The organism is Lentibacillus kimchii, assembly GCF_055381965.1.
The window spans coordinates 1,975,026-1,993,197 of the sequence record NZ_AP043934.1 but is presented as its reverse complement, the minus strand read 5'-3'; the positions used below and the strand labels follow the sequence as shown (position 1 = coordinate 1,993,197).

Annotated in this window: 16 protein-coding genes and 1 other annotated feature; of the genes, 13 read left to right on the top strand and 3 right to left on the bottom strand. The window is 42.5% G+C overall.

Going from position 1 to position 18,172, the window contains the following annotated elements:
* Positions 1 to 2 precede the first annotated feature (2 nt).
* From fabF to ACZ444_RS10630, 3 genes are all read left to right on the top strand, one after another.
* Positions 3 to 1,241 (top strand): beta-ketoacyl-ACP synthase II, encoded by a 1,239-nt coding sequence (gene fabF, locus ACZ444_RS10640; protein WP_382357727.1) that lies wholly within the window; start codon positions 3 to 5, stop codon positions 1,239 to 1,241.
* Positions 1,242 to 1,376: 135 nt separating this feature from the next.
* Positions 1,377 to 1,583, top strand: coding sequence for a hypothetical protein (locus ACZ444_RS10635; protein WP_382357726.1), 207 nt, complete (start codon positions 1,377 to 1,379; stop codon positions 1,581 to 1,583).
* A 91-nt stretch (positions 1,584 to 1,674) separates the two neighbouring features.
* Complete coding sequence (locus tag ACZ444_RS10630) at positions 1,675 to 2,436, top strand: YjbA family protein (protein ID WP_382357725.1); 762 nt, start codon at positions 1,675 to 1,677, stop codon at positions 2,434 to 2,436.
* 105 nt (positions 2,437 to 2,541) lie between these two features.
* On the opposite strand, the gene trpS is transcribed toward ACZ444_RS10630, so the two are convergent.
* Positions 2,542 to 3,534, bottom strand: a complete 993-nt coding sequence (gene trpS / locus ACZ444_RS10625) for a tryptophan--tRNA ligase (RefSeq protein WP_382357724.1) — start codon at positions 3,532 to 3,534, stop codon at positions 2,542 to 2,544.
* A 53-nt stretch (positions 3,535 to 3,587) separates the two neighbouring features.
* Positions 3,588 to 3,764 (bottom strand) — a binding site (T-box leader).
* Between the two features lie 198 nt (positions 3,765 to 3,962).
* On the opposite strand from trpS, the gene ACZ444_RS10620 reads away from it, so the two are divergent.
* From ACZ444_RS10620 to pepF, 6 genes are all read left to right on the top strand, one after another.
* Positions 3,963 to 5,525 (top strand): FMN-binding glutamate synthase family protein, encoded by a 1,563-nt coding sequence (locus ACZ444_RS10620; protein WP_382357723.1) that lies wholly within the window; start codon positions 3,963 to 3,965, stop codon positions 5,523 to 5,525.
* A 147-nt stretch (positions 5,526 to 5,672) separates the two neighbouring features.
* Complete coding sequence (locus tag ACZ444_RS10615) at positions 5,673 to 6,896, top strand: putative glycoside hydrolase (protein ID WP_382357722.1); 1,224 nt, start codon at positions 5,673 to 5,675, stop codon at positions 6,894 to 6,896.
* A gap of 423 nt (positions 6,897 to 7,319) precedes the next feature.
* Complete coding sequence (gene spxA / locus ACZ444_RS10610; RefSeq protein ID WP_382357721.1) at positions 7,320 to 7,715, top strand: transcriptional regulator SpxA; 396 nt, start codon at positions 7,320 to 7,322, stop codon at positions 7,713 to 7,715.
* A gap of 327 nt (positions 7,716 to 8,042) precedes the next feature.
* Positions 8,043 to 8,735 carry an adaptor protein MecA gene (gene mecA, locus ACZ444_RS10605; RefSeq protein WP_382357720.1) on the top strand — a complete coding sequence of 231 codons (693 nt, stop codon included), beginning with the start codon at positions 8,043 to 8,045 and terminating at the stop codon, positions 8,733 to 8,735.
* An 80-nt stretch (positions 8,736 to 8,815) separates the two neighbouring features.
* The gene (locus ACZ444_RS10600) at positions 8,816 to 10,006 is read left to right on the top strand and encodes a competence protein CoiA (protein ID WP_382357719.1); all 1,191 of its coding nucleotides are present in this window, start codon (positions 8,816 to 8,818) and stop codon (positions 10,004 to 10,006) included.
* A gap of 80 nt (positions 10,007 to 10,086) precedes the next feature.
* On the top strand, positions 10,087 to 11,901 hold the full coding sequence (pepF, locus tag ACZ444_RS10595; protein WP_382357718.1) for an oligoendopeptidase F: 1,815 nt from the start codon (positions 10,087 to 10,089) through the stop codon (positions 11,899 to 11,901).
* Between the two features lie 649 nt (positions 11,902 to 12,550).
* On the opposite strand, the gene ACZ444_RS10590 is transcribed toward pepF, so the two are convergent.
* Both ACZ444_RS10590 and ACZ444_RS10585 read right to left on the bottom strand, forming a co-directional pair.
* Positions 12,551 to 13,447: a ClpXP adapter SpxH family protein gene (locus ACZ444_RS10590; protein ID WP_382357717.1), complete on the bottom strand. Its 897-nt coding sequence runs from the start codon at positions 13,445 to 13,447 to the stop codon at positions 12,551 to 12,553.
* A gap of 207 nt (positions 13,448 to 13,654) precedes the next feature.
* Positions 13,655 to 14,302 (bottom strand): CYTH domain-containing protein, encoded by a 648-nt coding sequence (locus ACZ444_RS10585; RefSeq protein WP_464433296.1) that lies wholly within the window; start codon positions 14,300 to 14,302, stop codon positions 13,655 to 13,657.
* Between the two features lie 91 nt (positions 14,303 to 14,393).
* Here ACZ444_RS10585 and yjbM point away from each other — a divergent pair, with 91 nt between their 5' ends.
* From yjbM to mgtE, 4 genes are all read left to right on the top strand, one after another.
* Positions 14,394 to 14,999, top strand: a complete 606-nt coding sequence (gene yjbM / locus ACZ444_RS10580; RefSeq protein ID WP_382357715.1) for a GTP diphosphokinase — start codon at positions 14,394 to 14,396, stop codon at positions 14,997 to 14,999.
* Positions 15,000 to 15,011: 12 nt separating this feature from the next.
* Positions 15,012 to 15,818, top strand: coding sequence for an NAD kinase (locus ACZ444_RS10575; protein ID WP_382357714.1), 807 nt, complete (start codon positions 15,012 to 15,014; stop codon positions 15,816 to 15,818).
* Positions 15,819 to 15,848: 30 nt separating this feature from the next.
* Positions 15,849 to 16,718: an RluA family pseudouridine synthase gene (locus ACZ444_RS10570; protein WP_382357713.1), complete on the top strand. Its 870-nt coding sequence runs from the start codon at positions 15,849 to 15,851 to the stop codon at positions 16,716 to 16,718.
* A 93-nt stretch (positions 16,719 to 16,811) separates the two neighbouring features.
* Positions 16,812 to 18,170, top strand: coding sequence for a magnesium transporter (mgtE, locus tag ACZ444_RS10565; RefSeq protein ID WP_382357712.1), 1,359 nt, complete (start codon positions 16,812 to 16,814; stop codon positions 18,168 to 18,170).
* Positions 18,171 to 18,172 lie beyond the last annotated feature (2 nt).

Below are 18,172 nucleotides of genomic sequence, written 5' to 3'. Positions count from 1 at the left end.
AAATGGTTGAAAAAAGAGTTGTGGTTACAGGTCTGGGAACGATATCTCCCAACGGTAACGATGTGGCAACAATGTGGAATAATGTTAGTTCTGGAACAAGCGGCATTGACTATATCACCCGGATTGATCTCGATGAACTGCCTGCAGTGGCAGCAGCTGAAGTGAAGGCGTTCGATCCGACTGGTTATATAGCGAAAAAAGATGCCAGGAAGATGGACTTATTCACACAATATGCTGTCGCAGCCTCCCGCATGGCAGTGGACGATGCGGAGTTGACAATTGATGAAACGAATGCCGATCGCGTTGGTGTTTGGGTTGGCTCCGGAATTGGCGGTATGGCAACGCTTGAGGATCAGCATACAAAACTTTTGGAAAAAGGGCCCCGCCGGGTCAGTCCTTTTTTTGTGCCGATGATGATACCGGACATGGCTGCAGGACAAGTATCGATTCAGTTGGGTGCAAAAGGCATTAATTCCTGCACAACAACGGCGTGTGCATCCGGTGCCAATTCGATTGGTGATGCCTACAGAGCGATTGAACGTGGTGATGCTGACTATATGGTTGCTGGCGGAACAGAAGCTCCTATAACCGCTCTGGCATTCTCCGGGTTTTCAGCCATGAAGGCACTATCGACAAATGAACAGCCGAATAAAGCAAGCCGCCCGTTTGATAGTGATCGTGATGGTTTTGTCATGGGTGAAGGGGCTGGTATTCTTGTGCTGGAAACATTGGAATCAGCCCTTGAACGTGGTGCGCATATTTACAGCGAGATCGTTGGCTATGCTGCAACTGGTGATGCCTATCATATTACAGCACCCGCTGAAGATGGGGAAGGCGCTGCTCGTGCTATGAAACAGGCTGTTCAGGATGCTGGCATCGCTCTGTCAGATGTTGATTACATCAATGCACATGGGACAAGTACAGAACTCAATGATAAATATGAAACACAGGCTATTAAAGATGTGTTCGGCGAGCATGCCCGGCATTTAGCTGTCTCCTCAACAAAAGGTGTCACAGGCCATTTGCTGGGAGCTGCTGGAGGCCTGGAATCAGTCATTTCCTCTAAAGTAATTGATGAAGGTGTGATTCCGCCAACCATGAACTATGAGACACCGGATCCGGATTGTGATCTGGATTATGTGCCAAATGAGGCACGGGAACAGTCAGTTAATACGGTCTTGAGCAACTCACTTGGATTCGGCGGACATAATGCTGCCTTGATCTTTCAAAAATATCAGTAATGAAACTGGCTGCTTAAGCAGTCAGTTTTTTTGTCCGCACACTTATAATACGTAACGACAAACTATAATCATGAATCATTTGCTGCCGCATAAACTATAGTAAATAGATTGGACAAGCTAAGGTGGGACAAGCGTATGCTGCTGATTTTTATTTTCCTCACCGGATTTGGTCTGGCTGTTTCAGGCGGCGTATCGATTATTGCCTATATGAATTTTTTGCCTGTTGGTGTAACCTGGGGAGATTATCTTATCTTTTTAGCCGGGCGGCCTGAGTGCTATTTCTTCCCGGCTGGTCTCTTGTTGATGGCTCTGACATTATGGCGCTACAGCAGTAACCCTTAATTTTGAATGGATCGAATAAAATTTTACAGGATGGTTAAAATGTATTTTAAATACATTTCTTTAATGATTCATTCAAAAGTGAGGGTGATGTATGCTATATTTACATGATGTTTGGCTGAACTGGTTTGAAGGCGAAGAGAATGGCTATAATGTATGTTTTTTTCATGAATGGCGCAGAAGTGACAGTATTGAGCTGCTTGATCAAGTACCCTTGCTGTACATAACAGAAGAACTTTTCGATTATATTGAGAATGACATGCATAGTCTGCCGGACGATATGATGAACCAAGTTTACAAGCGGGCTTACATGCGCAAGAATCAGGATCGTCAGCCTCTTGAGTTTGCAGCTGTGGTGACAGATGGCCGCGACATTATCGCTTTTGATACAATCGGCTATCAGATTCCTGTACGGAAGAGCCGGCTCATTCCAAGGCAGGAACAACTTGTTTATGATATGATCAAAACAACGCAGCCGGAATCGTTTAACTTTGACGGAAGTTCCGTTACCAAGGAATATCATATATTGTCTATGAATCCAGAATTCGTTCATGGTCTCACAAGGCGTGAACGCCAGCTGAAGCAGCTTCTGATGATTGCCATGGATCAGCTGAAGACTGCTGACAATCTGGAGGAACTGCGGTACTGGCTGACTGAATGGGATCCCAAGCAGTATCCCTATATACAGAATATGGATGTGACTGCGGTATGGAACAGACTGTATGATGGTGTTAAGTATGGCTGGCGACAAGCACATGAGGATTTGTGTCAGAAGATGATTAAAGGTCAGCCTTTTCTGGAACAGATGTGGGATATCGAGCAGAAGACGCTGCAAAATACGTCAAAACTGAAGTGAATCATGAACGTCTGGCTTGTAACATCAAAACGGCAAAGGACAACTTAAAGATCTGTTAATAAAAAAACGTGCGGCTCCTGCGAAAAGGGCAGAACCGCACGTTTTTTATTGTTTTTTCACGCGTCCGAGTCCCATGGCTTTTTTGGCCTTCTTCAGCATTTTATTGGCGGCATGGGAGGCTTTATCGGCACCTGTATCCAAAATATCATCAAGCGCATCAGAGTCAAGCAGTTCCCGGTAACGATCCTGGATGGGCTGCAGCACGCTGATGACGGCGTCAGCCGTGCCCTGTTTGAACTCACCATAACCCTTTCCGGCATAGAGTGTTTCTATTTCTTCAATTGTTCGGCCGGAACAGCTGGCGAAGATCGTCAGTAAGTTGGAAATACCAGGTTTGTTCGTTTCATCATACGTTACAATCCCGTCAGAGTCAGTAACGGCACTTTTAATTTTTTTGTCAATTTTTTTCGTATCATCAAGCATGGAAATGAACGCTTTTTCGTTTTCGTCCGATTTGCTCATTTTTTTAGATGGATCCTGTAATGACATAATCCGTGCTCCGACTTTTGGAATGCGGGTTTCAGGAATGGTGAAGATATCATTAAATTGCCGGTTGAACCGCTCCGCTAGATTGCGTGTCAGTTCCATATGCTGTTTCTGGTCTTCCCCAACAGGCACCATGTCTGTTTGATATAATAAAATATCTGACGCCATAAGTGATGGATAAGTCAAGAGCGCTGATGAGACCGTTTCTTGTCCGGACGCTTTATCTTTGAATTGTGTCATGCGTTCCAGTTCGCCGGTATAGCTAATGGACTCAAGCATCCATCCCAATTGTGTATGGGCCGGCACTTCGGACTGGATAAACAGGGTTGCTTTTTCCGGGTCGATACCGGATGCTAAGTATAAAGCTGCTAGTGAACGGATATTGCTGCGCAGTTTCAACCGGTCTTGTGGAACGGTGATGGCATGCTCATCAACAATGCAAAAATAACAGTTGCTGTCTTCCTGCAGCCTGACGAAATGCTGAATGGCTCCAAGGTAATTGCCCAGAGTTAATGTGCCGCTTGGCTGAATACCTGAAAAAATTGTCTGCATAGTTGTCACTCCTTCATTTTTGGCCAATAAAAAAAGATTCATTTATCCCAGTTGAAAGGGACGAATGAACCGCGGTGCCACCCTGTTTACCATACAATAACTATATGGTCACTTTAAAAATAAAGCTCGAAAGCCCATTTCCAAATTAACCCGGTGCTTGTTTTCACCAGCCACAAACTCTCTTGAATAACCGTGAGCTAACTGTACTTCTACTTTGTCATTGCTTTTTTATGATTTTTTATCATTATATACGATACTGATATCAAAAATCAAATGTTTTATGAAACAGTTTAGAGAAAAGACATGCGAATCGCGTTTACGGACACCGCCGATTCAGTTAGAATATAAAGAGTGGCTATAAAACGGCGAATTTTATGACGACTGTTAATTAGCTTGATAACTAAAAAAAACAGGGGGAGGCGTCATTAATGGTAACCAAATGGGTGATTATCGCTCTTGTGGTATTTCTGATACTGATTGTACTGATTCCGGGAGTGATTTTATTCAGGCTGTACAGGAGGGACACTCAACAAAAACAGCATGCTGTATTGCAAAATTATCCTGTTCTGGGACGAGTACGTTATATTCTGGAAAAAATCGGTCCAGAGCTTCGTCAATATTTGTTTTTGAATGATCAGGAGGGGAAACCCTTCAACCGGGATCAGTTTGAATTTGTCGTGAAGGCCGGCAAATATAACAGCAGTATTATGAGCTATGGGTCTGAACGGAATTTTGCGGATGATGGTTTCTATTTAACGAATAGTATGTTCCCGGCTTTAGATGATGAATTACGAATCGGCAAGACACCCGCAATTAAAACCCGAACGTATGAGATTGATCAGGAAAATCTGTTTAAACGTAAGGAAAAGAGCAAAGAAACCGAAATTAATCCGTCTTATCTGGCTGATGAAGATAATGTGATACTGGGATTCCATACGGCAAGGCAGCCTTTTTATTTAAAAGGCCTGATCGGCCAGTCTGCGATGAGTTATGGATCGCTGGGCGAGAATGCTATCACCGCCTTGTCTGAGGGACTAGGCATTGCCGGCGGTTCATGGATGAATACCGGAGAAGGAAGTGTTTCACCTTATCATTTAAAGGGTGATACAGATCTTATCATGCAAATCAGCCCAGGGTTATTTGGCGTGCGTGATAAGGCTGGTAACTTTTCCTGGGAGGCCTTTCGGAAACAAAGTGAGGTTGAGCAAGTTAAAGCTTTCGAACTGAAACTTGCTCAGGGTGCTAAAACAAAAGGCGGCCATGTGAATGGTGAAAAAGTAACTGAAGAAATTGCGAGAATCCGGCATGTTGAGCCGGGGCAGGATATTGATAGTCCCAATCGATTCCCCGGCATTTCCAGCCCAGAAGAATTGCTTTTCTTTTTGGACCAGCTGCGGGATGTCAGCGGCAAGCCGATCGGGATTAAAATTGTGGTCGGTGATGAACAGCAAGTTGACAGCCTGGTGAGTAAGATGGCTGATTCTGGGATTGTACCGGATTTTGTGACAATTGATGGAAGCGAGGGCGGCACGGGTGCCTCTTTTTATGCACTTGCGGAATCTGTGGGTCTGCCTGCTTTCTCGGCGCTTCCGCTTGTGGATGAGGCTCTGAAGCGATATGGTCTGCGCGATAACCTAAAAATTATCGCATCTGGTAAGCTGATGACACCTGATAAGATTGCCATCGCTCTCTGCCTTGGAGCGGATCTGATTAATATCGCGAGAGGTTTTATGATCAGCACTGGCTGCATTATGGCTCAGGTCTGTCATACGAACACTTGCCCAGTAGGGGTAGCTACGACTGATCAGCATCTGCAGCAGGGATTGGTTGTCGACGAGAAGAAATACCGTGTGGCTAACTATTTGACTGTCTTGCGTCAGGATCTTTTTGATCTGGCAGCGGTAGCTGGTCTGGATAGTCCGACTAAATTTAACCGCGATCATTTAGTATATCGTTCAGCATTCCGGCAGTTTTCACAGGAACAAGTATAATTAGCTTCAATGATTCCTGTATAAAGGTGAAAATATGGCCATGGCTATAAAAAATTGTATCATTTTGTCGTAAAAGGAAATTTTTATTCTATTAAAAATGCATTTTTTCCTATATAATAAATTAAAAAGGGATAGGAGACTGATGATATGAAGGCCAAACTTCTTAAGATGCCGGCATTTGGTATAATTCTGGCCATAGCTTTGCTGTCATTTGCACCATCTGCCGCGAATGCGGAAGAAGAGGACGACGCTTTAAAAGAAACGTCGCATATAAAGCGGCAAATCAGTTTGGAGCCAATTGACTTAGATAAGCATATGCAACGATTTACATATGACACAGGTCTGGATTTTGATTACCCGGATGCTGTGCGGGGTATCTATGTGACAGGCAATTCTGCGGGCGGTGATCGCCTGGATAAACTGGTTAATCTTGTGAACACGTCTGATTTAAATGCGATGGTTATTGATATTAAAGAAGACCATGGGAACATCACCATCAGTGTTCCGGACGATTCGCCATATAAAGATGCAGCATCTGATTTTATTGGTGAACCGAGAGAGCTGCTGGAATATCTGGAGGAGGAAGGCATTTATCCGATTGCCCGGCTTGTTGTCTTCAAAGACTCGGTCCTCGCGGAAAAGAACCCAGAGCTTTCGTTCAGGAAAAATGGGGAAATCTGGACAAATAATAAAGGCGAGGCGTTTGTCAGTCCGTTTCAGAAAGATGTCTGGAAGTATAATGTTGATTTGGCCAAAAAGGCGGCTGAACTAGGGTTTCAGGAGATTCAATTTGATTATGTTCGTTTTCCGGAGGGATTTGAAAAACGGGATGATGAATTGGACTACAGCATGGGTGACTATAAAAATGACGACACGAATAATGTCGAACGCCGTGTTCATGCCGTAACTGATTTTGTGGAATATGCCAAGGACGAACTTGATTATTATGATGTTGATGTAGGCGTCGATATTTTTGGATATACAGCAACAATCGACGATGCCCCGGGTATAGGACAGAATTTTTCAGATATATCCAATCAAGTTGATGTTATTTCGTCTATGATTTATCCAAGTCACTGGACAGCATATTTCGGCATTGACTTTCCTGATAAAGAACCTTACAAAACAGTCAATCGCTATGCGGAGACTGAAAATAAACTGCTTGAAAGAATTGACGACAAACCTGTTTCGCGTCCCTGGATACAGGACTTTGAAGCACCATGGCTGTACAGTGGTGCACCAACCAGTTATGGTAAACCTGAGGTCGAGGCCCAGATTAAAGCATTAAACGAAAATGGTATCGATGAATTTTTACTGTGGAACGCCGGCAACTCGTATACTGAAAATGTTGATTATACACCATTGAACTAATGTATTGTGCATCGAGTGGCTGATAATTTAATGAAATGCTGGATATTTAGTGAATAAATGCCGTCTAATCGTTGCATAATAGGCATAGAAGGCAACAACAGTGAAACTGTTATTGGTGAGGCAGAAAATCTCTTAATCGAGAATGCTGTGTTGTACTTGAAAACAGAATTTGCTAAGAAGAAAGGTTGTTGCCTGGCGAAGGTTCTTTCAATTAAATGGGTTTAGTTTAGCGTCAAATGTGGTATTAACTATTAGATGAGCATTTTATGAATTAACGTTTTGTCACTATTTCTCAATAAAACAACCTACATTTTAATTGACATGTATAGTATAATATACATATAAGTTATTTAAACCTATTTTAATCTGATAACAAGTTGTTCATGAGATGTATCCATATTTAGAATTGAGGAGTGATGTTACATGGTAACACTTTATACCTCACCAAGCTGTACATCATGCAGAAAAGCAAAAGCGTGGCTGGAGGAGCACGATATACCGTTTACAGAACGCAACATCTTTTCGGATCCATTAACGTTGGATGAGATTAAAGAAATTCTGCGTATGACAGAAGATGGAACTGATGAGATTATATCAACCCGTTCAAAAGTATTTCAAAAGCTGGATATTAACATTGATCAGATGCCAATGAAGGACTTGTTTCATTTGATTCAGCAAAACCCGGGTCTTTTGCGCAGGCCAATTATTCTCGATGAAAAACGGCTTCAGGTTGGCTATAACGAAGATGAAATCCGCCGCTTCCTTCCCAGAACAGTACGGACATTCCAGCTTCGTGAGGCCCAGAGACTGGTCAACTGATTTGTGCAATGTGTACAGCAAAATTAAAAACGCAGATCCTCAAAAATCAGGTCTGCGTTTTTTCATGAATTGGATTTGCTGGCTGACTAAAAATGTGAACAGCGCTAGTGACATGAAGGATGAAATCATTTAAAATATTGAATAAACATTATTTATAGGCAAATGAATTTTCAATTAGGATCCTGTTATCATATAATATAATAAAGAACCATGAATCGTACCATGTGTTCATAAATATATCACTGCGAAAGATACCTATTTGACTCTTCCGCCTTATACTGCAAAATATGAAATACATGATTCTTTATTAGAAGGGAGAGAAGCAGGATGGAAATAGAGCGGATTAATGAAAATACAGTTAAGTTCTATATTACGTATATGGATATTGAAGATCGGGGATTCCAGCGGGAAGAGATTTGGTATAACCGTGAACGGGGAGAACAGCTTTTTTGGCAAATGATGGAAGAGCTTAACTATAAAGAAGACTTTAACGTTGACGGGCCGTTATGGATTCAAGTACAGGCAATGGATAAGGGATTGGAAATCATCGTTACAAAGGCACAGATTTCTAAAGACGGTGAAAATCTTGAACTGCCGGATGACGACGGGCAGACTGTCGACGTTTCAGTAGATGAAAAAATTGAAAATGTACTGGATTATAAGTTTGGTTCCAATCAGCAGACCGACAATAAAAACGCTGACGAAGATGGAAGTCTGACATTGATTGTCCGTTTCAATGATTTTGAGGATATTATACAGTTAAGTCATTATGTCCGGGTTAGTGATGATGAACTGGAAAATGCCCTGTTTCATTATCAGGATGATTACTACTTGTCTATTGTGTTCCCGGAAGAGGATGATGACAGACAGGAGGATCTGCTCAGTCAAATATTTGAATTTGGCATAGATACGGATATAACTATTCACTTGCTTGAGGAATACGGCAAGCAGATATTTGCCAATAACACTTTCGGGCAAATTCGTACCCATTTCCCTGCTATGGCTGGACGCTCTGAATAAAAAGAGTGTCTTTTTTTTGTTTCTACAAATTTGCAGGATTTTGTCCATCTCTGTCGAATTAGATGCGAGGAGGTGTTTTTATGCTGCAAGCTAAAACAGAATATGGTGAGTTTGTGACCCTTGCATCGCTAAAGCGTGAACGTATTAGCCGCTTGAAAATGCAGAACCAATTTTTCTGTCCGGTGTGTGACAAGCCTGTTATTGCTAAAGCAGGCTCTCTGATGGTGCCGCATTTCGCCCATCATTCTAAGGGCAACTGTCCATCACATGAAGGTGGAGAAGGTGTTTATCATGAAAAGGGCAAGCTGCTGCTCTATCAGTGGCTCGTGCATCAGCACCTGGATGTACGTCTTGAAGCCTATTTGCCTGCTATTAACCAGCGTCCGGATATTCTTCTTAACGTGAATAATAAAACGATTGCTATTGAGTATCAATGTGCGAGAATTCCACTGAGTCAAATTATCAGTCGAAATGAAGGCTATTACAGTCAGGGGATTGAGCCGATTTGGATCCTCGGTGCAAACCGGTTCAACCGGCGTGGCCAGAATCACATTAAAATTGATCAGTTTCAGCTTCAGTTTATTCATCAGTTTTCTTCTGATTTTCCTCTTACGTTATACTACTTTTGTCCGAATACACTTCGCTTTATTTTATTTCAGGATTTTTATTTTTTAACATTGCAGAAAGCTGCCGGGAGATTGCTTATCAACAAATTGCCGCAAATGATTGTAACCGATTTATTTCAACCGGCATGGTTTCAGCATGAACAGCTCTGGCGAATATGGAAACGTGAGAAGCGCTCGTTCCGTTTAAAGCCTCCCGGACGGGGTTATGGACGTGAATTCGCATGGCAGCAATGGCTGTATGTTAATCGTCTGCATAAAGAAACACTGCCTGCTATCATCCATCTCCCTGTATCAAGTCAATTTAGAATGACAACGCCGCCTTGGAACTGGCAGAGCCGTCTTTGTACCGATATTATTGCTCCGCTCGAAAACGGTGACGCATTCAATCTGCAGGACTGCTTGCATTTTTTACGTCAGCATATTCGGAATCCACAGTCAACGCCGCTTGTTAAACCCTCTATCTGCCCAGTTTATCAGTACTTGCAGCTGTTGGAACACATGCAGCTTATTCAGGAAGTTACCCCAAATGTATTTGTCAAGAGGCAAACCATCCTATTTTTTAAGCATGTTGAAGATGCCTTACATGGTGAATCTGTATTGATGGAACAGATGATGAAGCAGAATACAGGCATGGATCACGTATAATTCGTTATACTAAGTTAGAAGGTTTTTTGTTTCAAAACAAGAATAAAATGGTTATGCTGAATGGTAAAGGAGGCTAAATAATGGCAAATGAAACGAAAGAATTACCGGCAAGAAGTGATATACCAGAAGAACGAAAGTGGAATCTGGAAGATATTTTTGCAACCGATGCTGATTGGGAGGAGGAACTTAAAGCACTGCAGCGTGCGTTTCCGGAAATTGAAGCGTTTCAGGGAAAAATCGCTGAATCGGCACAAAATTTATACGATGTTTTGCAGTTGCAGGATAAGCTTTCAGAGCGGCTTGGACAGTTTTTTGCCTATGCACATATGCGCAGTGATGAGGATACAACGAATCCAACCTATCAGGCGATGGAAGCCAAAGCGGAAAACCTTTTGACGATTGCTTCTAGTTCCATGAGTTTTATTGTTCCAGAAATTTTAGCGATGGACGAAAGCAAATTGAAACGCTTTTTGGAGGAAAATAAGGATCTGCAGTTTTATGAACACGTTTTAAATGACATTAACCGGCAGCGTCCACACGTATTGAACGAAAGAGAGGAAGCTCTTTTAGCGGAAGCATCTGAACCTATGTCGAGTGCACCGAATACGTTCAGCATGTTAAATGATGCCGACTTAGAGTTTCCTTCCATAAAAAATGAAAAAGGGGAAGATGTTGATTTAACACAAGGCCGGTTTATAGGATTTATGCAATCGAATGACCGTGATGTCCGCAAATCAGCTTTTAATGCGATGTATGGCACATATGGTAAATTTATTAACACCTTTGCCTCGACACTCTCAGGTATGGTTAAAGCCAATAATTTCAATGCTAAAGTGCGGAACTATGATTCAGCACGTCAGGCAGCATTGGACAGCGATAACATACCAGAACAAGTCTATGATAATCTGATTGAGGCAGTTAATGAAAAACTTCCGCTGCTGCATCGTTACATGCGGTTGCGTAAACAGGTCCTGGGTCTTGATGAGCTGCATATGTATGATGTTTATACCCCGCTTGTTAAAGATGTCGACATGAGCTTTTCGTATGAAGAAGCACAGGATTATGTGCTTGAAGGACTAAAACCTCTCGGGGATGAGTATGTGAATACCGTGAACGAAGGTCTTAATAGCCGCTGGATTGACGTGGAGGAAAATAAGGGTAAACGCAGTGGTGCTTATTCATCCGGTTCGTATGGGACACATCCTTATATTTTGCTGAACTGGCAGAACCAATTGGATGACGTGTTTACACTGGCCCATGAACTCGGTCATTCCATGCACACATATTATACAACCCATAACCAGTCATTCCGCTATGGCAATTATTCAATCTTTGTGGCTGAGGTTGCTTCAACAACGAATGAAGCTTTAATGAATGATTACTTGCTGAATAAGGTTGAAGATGATAATGAAAAACTGTATTTGCTGAACCACTTTTTGGAGGGCTTCCGCGGGACAGTCTTCCGTCAGACGATGTTTGCAGAATTTGAACATGAAATTCATAAGCATGCGCAAAACGGTGAAGCTTTGACAGCTGAGAACCTGACATCTATTTATTATGATTTGAATAAAAAATATTATGGTGAAGACATGGTGTCAGATGAGGAAATCGGCAAGGAATGGGCGCGGATACCGCATTTCTACATGGATTACTATGTTTATCAGTATGCAACCGGCTACTCAGCTGCTACGACACTTGCTAATAAGATTCTGAGCGGCGAAGAAGGTGCTGTAGACCGCTACTTGGATTATCTTAAATCAGGAAGCAGTGATTATCCGATTGAAGTGCTGAAAAAAGCAGGCGTTGATATGACATCGAAAGAACCAATTCTGTCTGCCCTCGATGTGTTTGAGGAAAAACTGAATGAAATGGAAAACCTGCTGCTTAAAAAATAATCGAAAAAAGCTGCTACTGCACTAATGCGCAGTGGCAGCTTTTTATTGCTGATATTAAGGTTTCTGCGGATAGCACGGCGTGAACACTCGGCCAGTTATCAATGATCCATTACCGCATCCGTTTTTTTGTGTGAATATTTCGGTGTGTGAAGGAAAAAATTGTTAAATAAATCGAGATGAACAAAAATGGCAGTGTAATGTAGAGCGGGATAAGCTGCATTAGTCCGAGAAGGTTAAAAAATATGGCGACCACTGTCAGCAGAAAAAAAAGAAATGGGAGGAGATTTTTCATCCTATCACTCCTATATAAAGATAATCAGTAAAACGTTAAAGGATTCCTAATGAATGGTATGTGACAGAGCTGTGAAATAGACGTGTGACATTTTTGTGAAATAGTGAACACACTAATTGCGAAATAAACAGGCCACTGTTATTATTAAAATGTGATATAAATCACAAACAAAACCCCTTTGTTTTGATCATGAAACTTTCTCCTACCCCCCTTTGTTTAATACAGAGACGGAGAAAAACAGGATGTGCGCTGCCCCGTACATCCTGTTTTTTTGCATTGTTATAGACTTTTATTAGAAAGTCAGGGTGCAGACTATTAAAAAACGCCCATGAGCTTTTTTCGGCTCTGAGCGTTAGTCTAGTCAGCTATATATCTCCAAAACGTTCCGTGCTTAACAGGGATTTTTTCCACTGTCTGCTGCAGTTTTAGTTTTTTCATCTCCTTATCCGTTTTGCTTGCGGACCAGTCATAGACAACTGAGATTTCTCGATTGCCGACCACCTTGTAATATTTAAGAAAACTTTCAAGCGGCGGCTTGCTTGAGGGGACTGGATCTTTCTGCAGAATTTGTTTAAGAATCTGGACGTAAATATCATATGGATAAAGACCTGATACTTTAATCCCCTGATCGTCCGTCTTTTGATTAAAAAAGACAATCGACGGCACATAGTCTACATTCATCTCGCCGGTCAGTTTCAAATCCGATTGAAAGGCTCTTTTAGCTGAAGATGAGTACAAGTCATCGGTGAATTCATCAATATCCAGCTTGGCTTTTTGGGCGCAATGTTTAAGAACATCTGCGTCAGATATATTTTCTTTTCCCAAAAATGCACTTTCTTGCATGCGGCGCAGGAACGTTTTACCTGCCTTTTTGCCCTGTAATTCAGCTGCTTTGACAGCAATCGAAGCAAGCCATGGAGACGAGATGTTATTTTCCGTCCATAAGTCACCGTCACAACACATACCCGTTCGCGTGGCTGTTTTTTCCCATATGCGTTTTAATTGCTGCGGTTTATCAAAATTGTCTTTATTCAGTGAATGAAGCAATCCGCTGACGATGGGCTGTAAAGTGAAAAAACGCCCAAATTCCATGGACAGTTTTTTTAGAAAAGGCTCAAGTGACCAGCATTCCGGACACAATGGATCGATAAAAACATAAACCTCAACAGGCTTTTGAAAGGAATCGACATAGCTGTATGTTGACGATGTTTTTGTATTTGATGAGCCTTGCAGCTCCTGCTGATTCCAACGCACATCGATTCTCCTCTCTAGTGGATAGTCAAAAAGTGAGCGGATCAGCTTTTGGACGGTAACATTTTTTCGCCGTGTTAATACGCCCATTTTGCGTTATCATTTGAACAGCTTGTTTCGTATGGTTTACACATTTTTGCTTTAATTGATCGCACCTATATTTTAGCAATGTCACATAAGCATGGCAACAAATCCGATTACCTGCTCGGTTTAGCGGCCTGGCATAGCGGCAAAGAACCGCTGGATTTTATTAGGTGTTGCGCGTTTTTTTATATCAAAGTCTTCCAGTGTTTTGCTGATCGCCTGTTCGCCATCCGTTTTGGAAGCTGCTTCAATTTCCAATTCATAGTCGGTAATACCGTGATAGGTGCTTTCATCCAGGACGAAAACCAGGCTGCTGTCATCGAATTCCCGCCGTTTTGTTGTCATACTTCCAAAATAAAGCAAATCTTCAATTGAAATATTTTTGTCGGTGAGCCGTTTAATGACACTGCTTCCTGCTGTGCCTGCTCTGTTCAGCCAGTTATGGGCCTCTTCCGGCGTCAGTGTATCATGCGTTTCCAATAGACCATCCGTGCTGGGCTCCTTTAGTGTTAATGTGAATGCTTGTTCTTTTTCGCGTATTCGAAGCGCACATCCCAGGTCTTTCAGGGCAAAATCAGGGGTTTCAAAGTAATGGTTTGTTTGCACGTCAGGATATTCCGGGAAAGCCAGCCCTCCGAAGAGACGGTCAAACTCTTCTTTTATTAATAAATTTTTGTACTCAATTTCGATTTCCTGCACAAGCCATTCCTCCATCATTATAAATTTAAAACGTTGCTTCAAGACGTATGCAACCATATGCCTTTCTGAACTCATTATGGGAAATGATACGTCAATATGCAAAATAAGACCAGGAAAATATGTTATGATAAGTGACAGAAGATAGATTGGACAGGTGATGTGAACAATGCAATGGGACGCAATGCTTGCACCGTATGAACAGGCAGTGGAAGAACTGAAGATTAAATTAAAAGGCATACGCAAACAGTTTGAGTTTGATGCAAAGCATTCACCGATTGAATTTATAACTGGGCGTGTCAAACCAGTGCCAAGCGTTTTAGAAAAAGCTGAAGCTAAACGAATACCGCTTGACCGGCTTGAGGAACTGCAGGATATTGCGGGTGTCCGTGTTGTTTGCCCATTTGTTGGTGATATTTATACAATAGTCGAGATGATTCGCTCACGTGAAGACTTAACCATCAGTGAGGAAAAGGATTACGTGTCACATAAAAAAGAAAGCGGTTATCGCTCGTACCATATGATTATTGACTATCCTGTCGAAACAATTCAAGGTGTTAAAATTGTTATTGCTGAAATTCAGATCCGTACCCTGGCCATGAATTTCTGGGCAACAAATGAGCACTCTTTAAACTATAAATATAAAGGGAATATCCCATCTGATATTAAAGCCAGACTAAAACGTGCTGCAGAGGCAGCATTTAAGCTTGACGAAGAAATGTCCATCATTAAGAATGAAGTACAGGAAGCAAAACGAATGTTTTACCGGAAATGAGGAGGACAGCTATTGAAATTTGCGATTGTATCGAAAGGCGATGAACGCTCCAATAAAATTCAGGCAACCATCAAGCAATATCTAACGGATTTCGATTTGGATTACGATGAAGCAAGTCCTGATCTGGTCATTTCAATTGGCGGTGATGGTACGTTTCTGGAAGCATTTCATCAATATATTGATTGTCTCCATTACACCTCATTTATAGGGGTGCATACTGGTCATTTAGGCTTTTATGCGGACTGGACATCGGATGAAGTCGAAAAACTGATTATCGAAATTGCCAAAACGCCTTTTCAAGTGGTGGAATACCCGTTGCTTGAAGTTGTCATACGGGATGAAGATGGAGGCGAAGAAGACCGCTTTTTGGCCCTGAATGAATCGACAATCAAGACAGCTGAAGGTTCAGTTGTCTTCGATGTGGAAATTAAAGGCTCCCACTTTGAAACGTTTAGAGGCGATGGGCTGTGTGTGTCCACACCATCTGGGAGCACAGCTTACAATAAAGCGCTGGGTGGCGGCATTATCCATCCGTCACTCGAAGCATTTCAGTTAACTGAAATGGCTTCCATCAATAATCGGATGTTCCGCACGATTGGTTCACCGCTTATTTTGCCAAAGCATCATACATGTATGCTGAGACCTATCGGCAGTAAAAAGACATTCTTAATTGCAGTGGATCATTTTGCGAAGACTTATTCCCATGTGAAATCCATTCAATTCCGGGTTGCGGAAGAACAAATACGGTTTGCCCGGTTCAGGCCATTTCCCTTTTGGGACAGGGTGCGTGATTCATTTGTTACAGATGATAATGTTTGATAGGGACATGTTTAAGGATGGTGCTGCAGCATGAACTGGATAATCACCGCACAGCATGAAGGATTGATGGTACGAACTTATTTGCAGCGGGAGAAGCGATTTTCCAAACGGCTGCTAAAACAAGTGATCCATGGTGGTACCATCCAGGTGAATCATGCCACAACAACAGCAAGACATATTCTGAAAGACGGTGATGTGCTCAGCATCCGTTTGCCGGAAGAGAAAAAAGGTGCTATGATGACACCGGAAAAGATGCCGCTGGCTATTCTATATGAAGACGATGCGGTTCTCGTCCTTAACAAACCTGCTGGGAGAGCGTCCATTCCATCGATCAATCATTCGAGCGGAACCATGGCAAATGGTGTTTTGGCCTATTATGCGGAGAAAGGGTTGCCTTACACTTTCCATATCGTGACCAGACTTGATCGGAATACATCTGGCGTTATGCTGGTGGCAAAACATAGCTGGAGCCATTCACTTTTAGCGGAAGCACAGCGAAACGGCGTTGTGGAACCGACTTATTATACCATCATCGAAGGCCATCTGAAGCAAAAACAGGGCAGTATCAGTGCGCCCATAGGTCGCAAGGATGGCTCAATAATTGAGCGGACGGTCAGAAGTGATGGCAAAAAGGCTCTGACACATTACCAGGTTGTTAAGGAGACCACGGAGCATACATGCGTTCTCGTCAGGTTGGTGACAGGACGCACCCATCAAATCAGAGTCCATTTTGCACATATGGGGCATCCGATCGCCGGAGATGATTTATACGGCGGGGCTCTTTCTTTTTTTAAACGCCAAGCGCTGCATTGTTATCAATTAACATTTGTACACCCAGTGTCAAGTGAGCGCATGACGTTTAACGCTGAACTGGCGGATGATCTGCAATTCCCGTGTTAATCTGTGACAAGAAATCAGACACCATAGTGGCAATTGACGTTGTTGATAATCGTCCAGCTGGTGTCATACAACACCGAGAAAGGTTGTGCTCATATGGACAATAACGACAATGAAACAATCCTGGCAGAGGAATTGCAGCAGTCTGTTAAACATGACGATATGCAGGCTTTCCGCACCGCATTTTTCGATTTGCATCCTTATGATCAGGCCTCTTTTTTTACTGAACAGCCCAAAACCGTTCGCTTGCAAGTTTATACATATTTATCTCCAGAAGAAACAGCAGATTTTATAGAGCACATTGATCTGGCTGATATTCGACCGCTTGTCAGAGAAATGGACCCGCGCTTTGCTGCTATGGTGATAGCGGAAATGGCCACAGATGATGCGGTCGACATATTAAATGAACTGGAAAAAGATGTTGTTGTCAGCCTGCTGACCATCATGGATCAAAAAAGTTCTGCGGCGATTAAAGAGCTGCTTCATTATGAAGAAAAAACGGCTGGCAGTATTATGACCACCGAATATATTGCCATCGACGAATCTAAAACCGTGAATGAGACAATGGCTTATCTCCGGGCTGAGGCGCCTGAAGCGGAGACTATTTATTACTTGTACGTCGTTGACGAGGATAAGCACATTGCTGGTGTTTTATCACTGCGGGATCTGATTGTGGCAGAAGCGGATGTCCGGGTTGACCAGTTAATGAATGAAAGTATCTATGCGGTATCAGTCGCAGAGGATCAGGAAGACGTGGCGCAGATGATTCGTGATTACGATTTTCTGGCACTGCCTGTCGTTGATTTTCAAAATCATTTGCTTGGTATTATTACAGTCGATGATATTTTAGATGTGATGCATGAAGAAGCCGGTGAGGATTATTCGATGCTGGCTGGTGTATCCGAAATGGACCGATCAAAGGATGGTGTACTGAAATCAGCCAAAAAACGTTTGCCATGGCTTATCATTCTTTTATTTTTAGGAATGCTGACCGCCAGCCTGATTGGCCAGTTTGAGGATGCACTTGAAAAAGTAGCCGTGCTTGCTGTTTTCATACCGCTGATTGCTGATATGGGCGGGAATACAGGAACTCAGGCCCTGGCCATTGCTGTGCGCGGTATTACAACAGGAGAATACGGCAAGCAGGGAAAAATGAACCTTATTTTACGTGAGACAGGCATTGGCCTGATTAATGGGCTGGTTTGCGGTCCGATTATTGCTGTCATTGTTTATTTCTGGCATGATAATCTTGTTCTCGGTCTCCTGGTCGGATTATCGATTGCCTCAACACTGCTGGTGGCGACACTGGCAGGAGCGCTTGTTCCGCTTCTCATGCATCGATTGCACATTGATCCGGCTGTCGCTTCCGGCCCATTTATCACAACCATTAATGATATTATTTCTATTATGATCTACTTTGGAATGGCAACGTTATTTATGCAGTATTTAATTTAAAG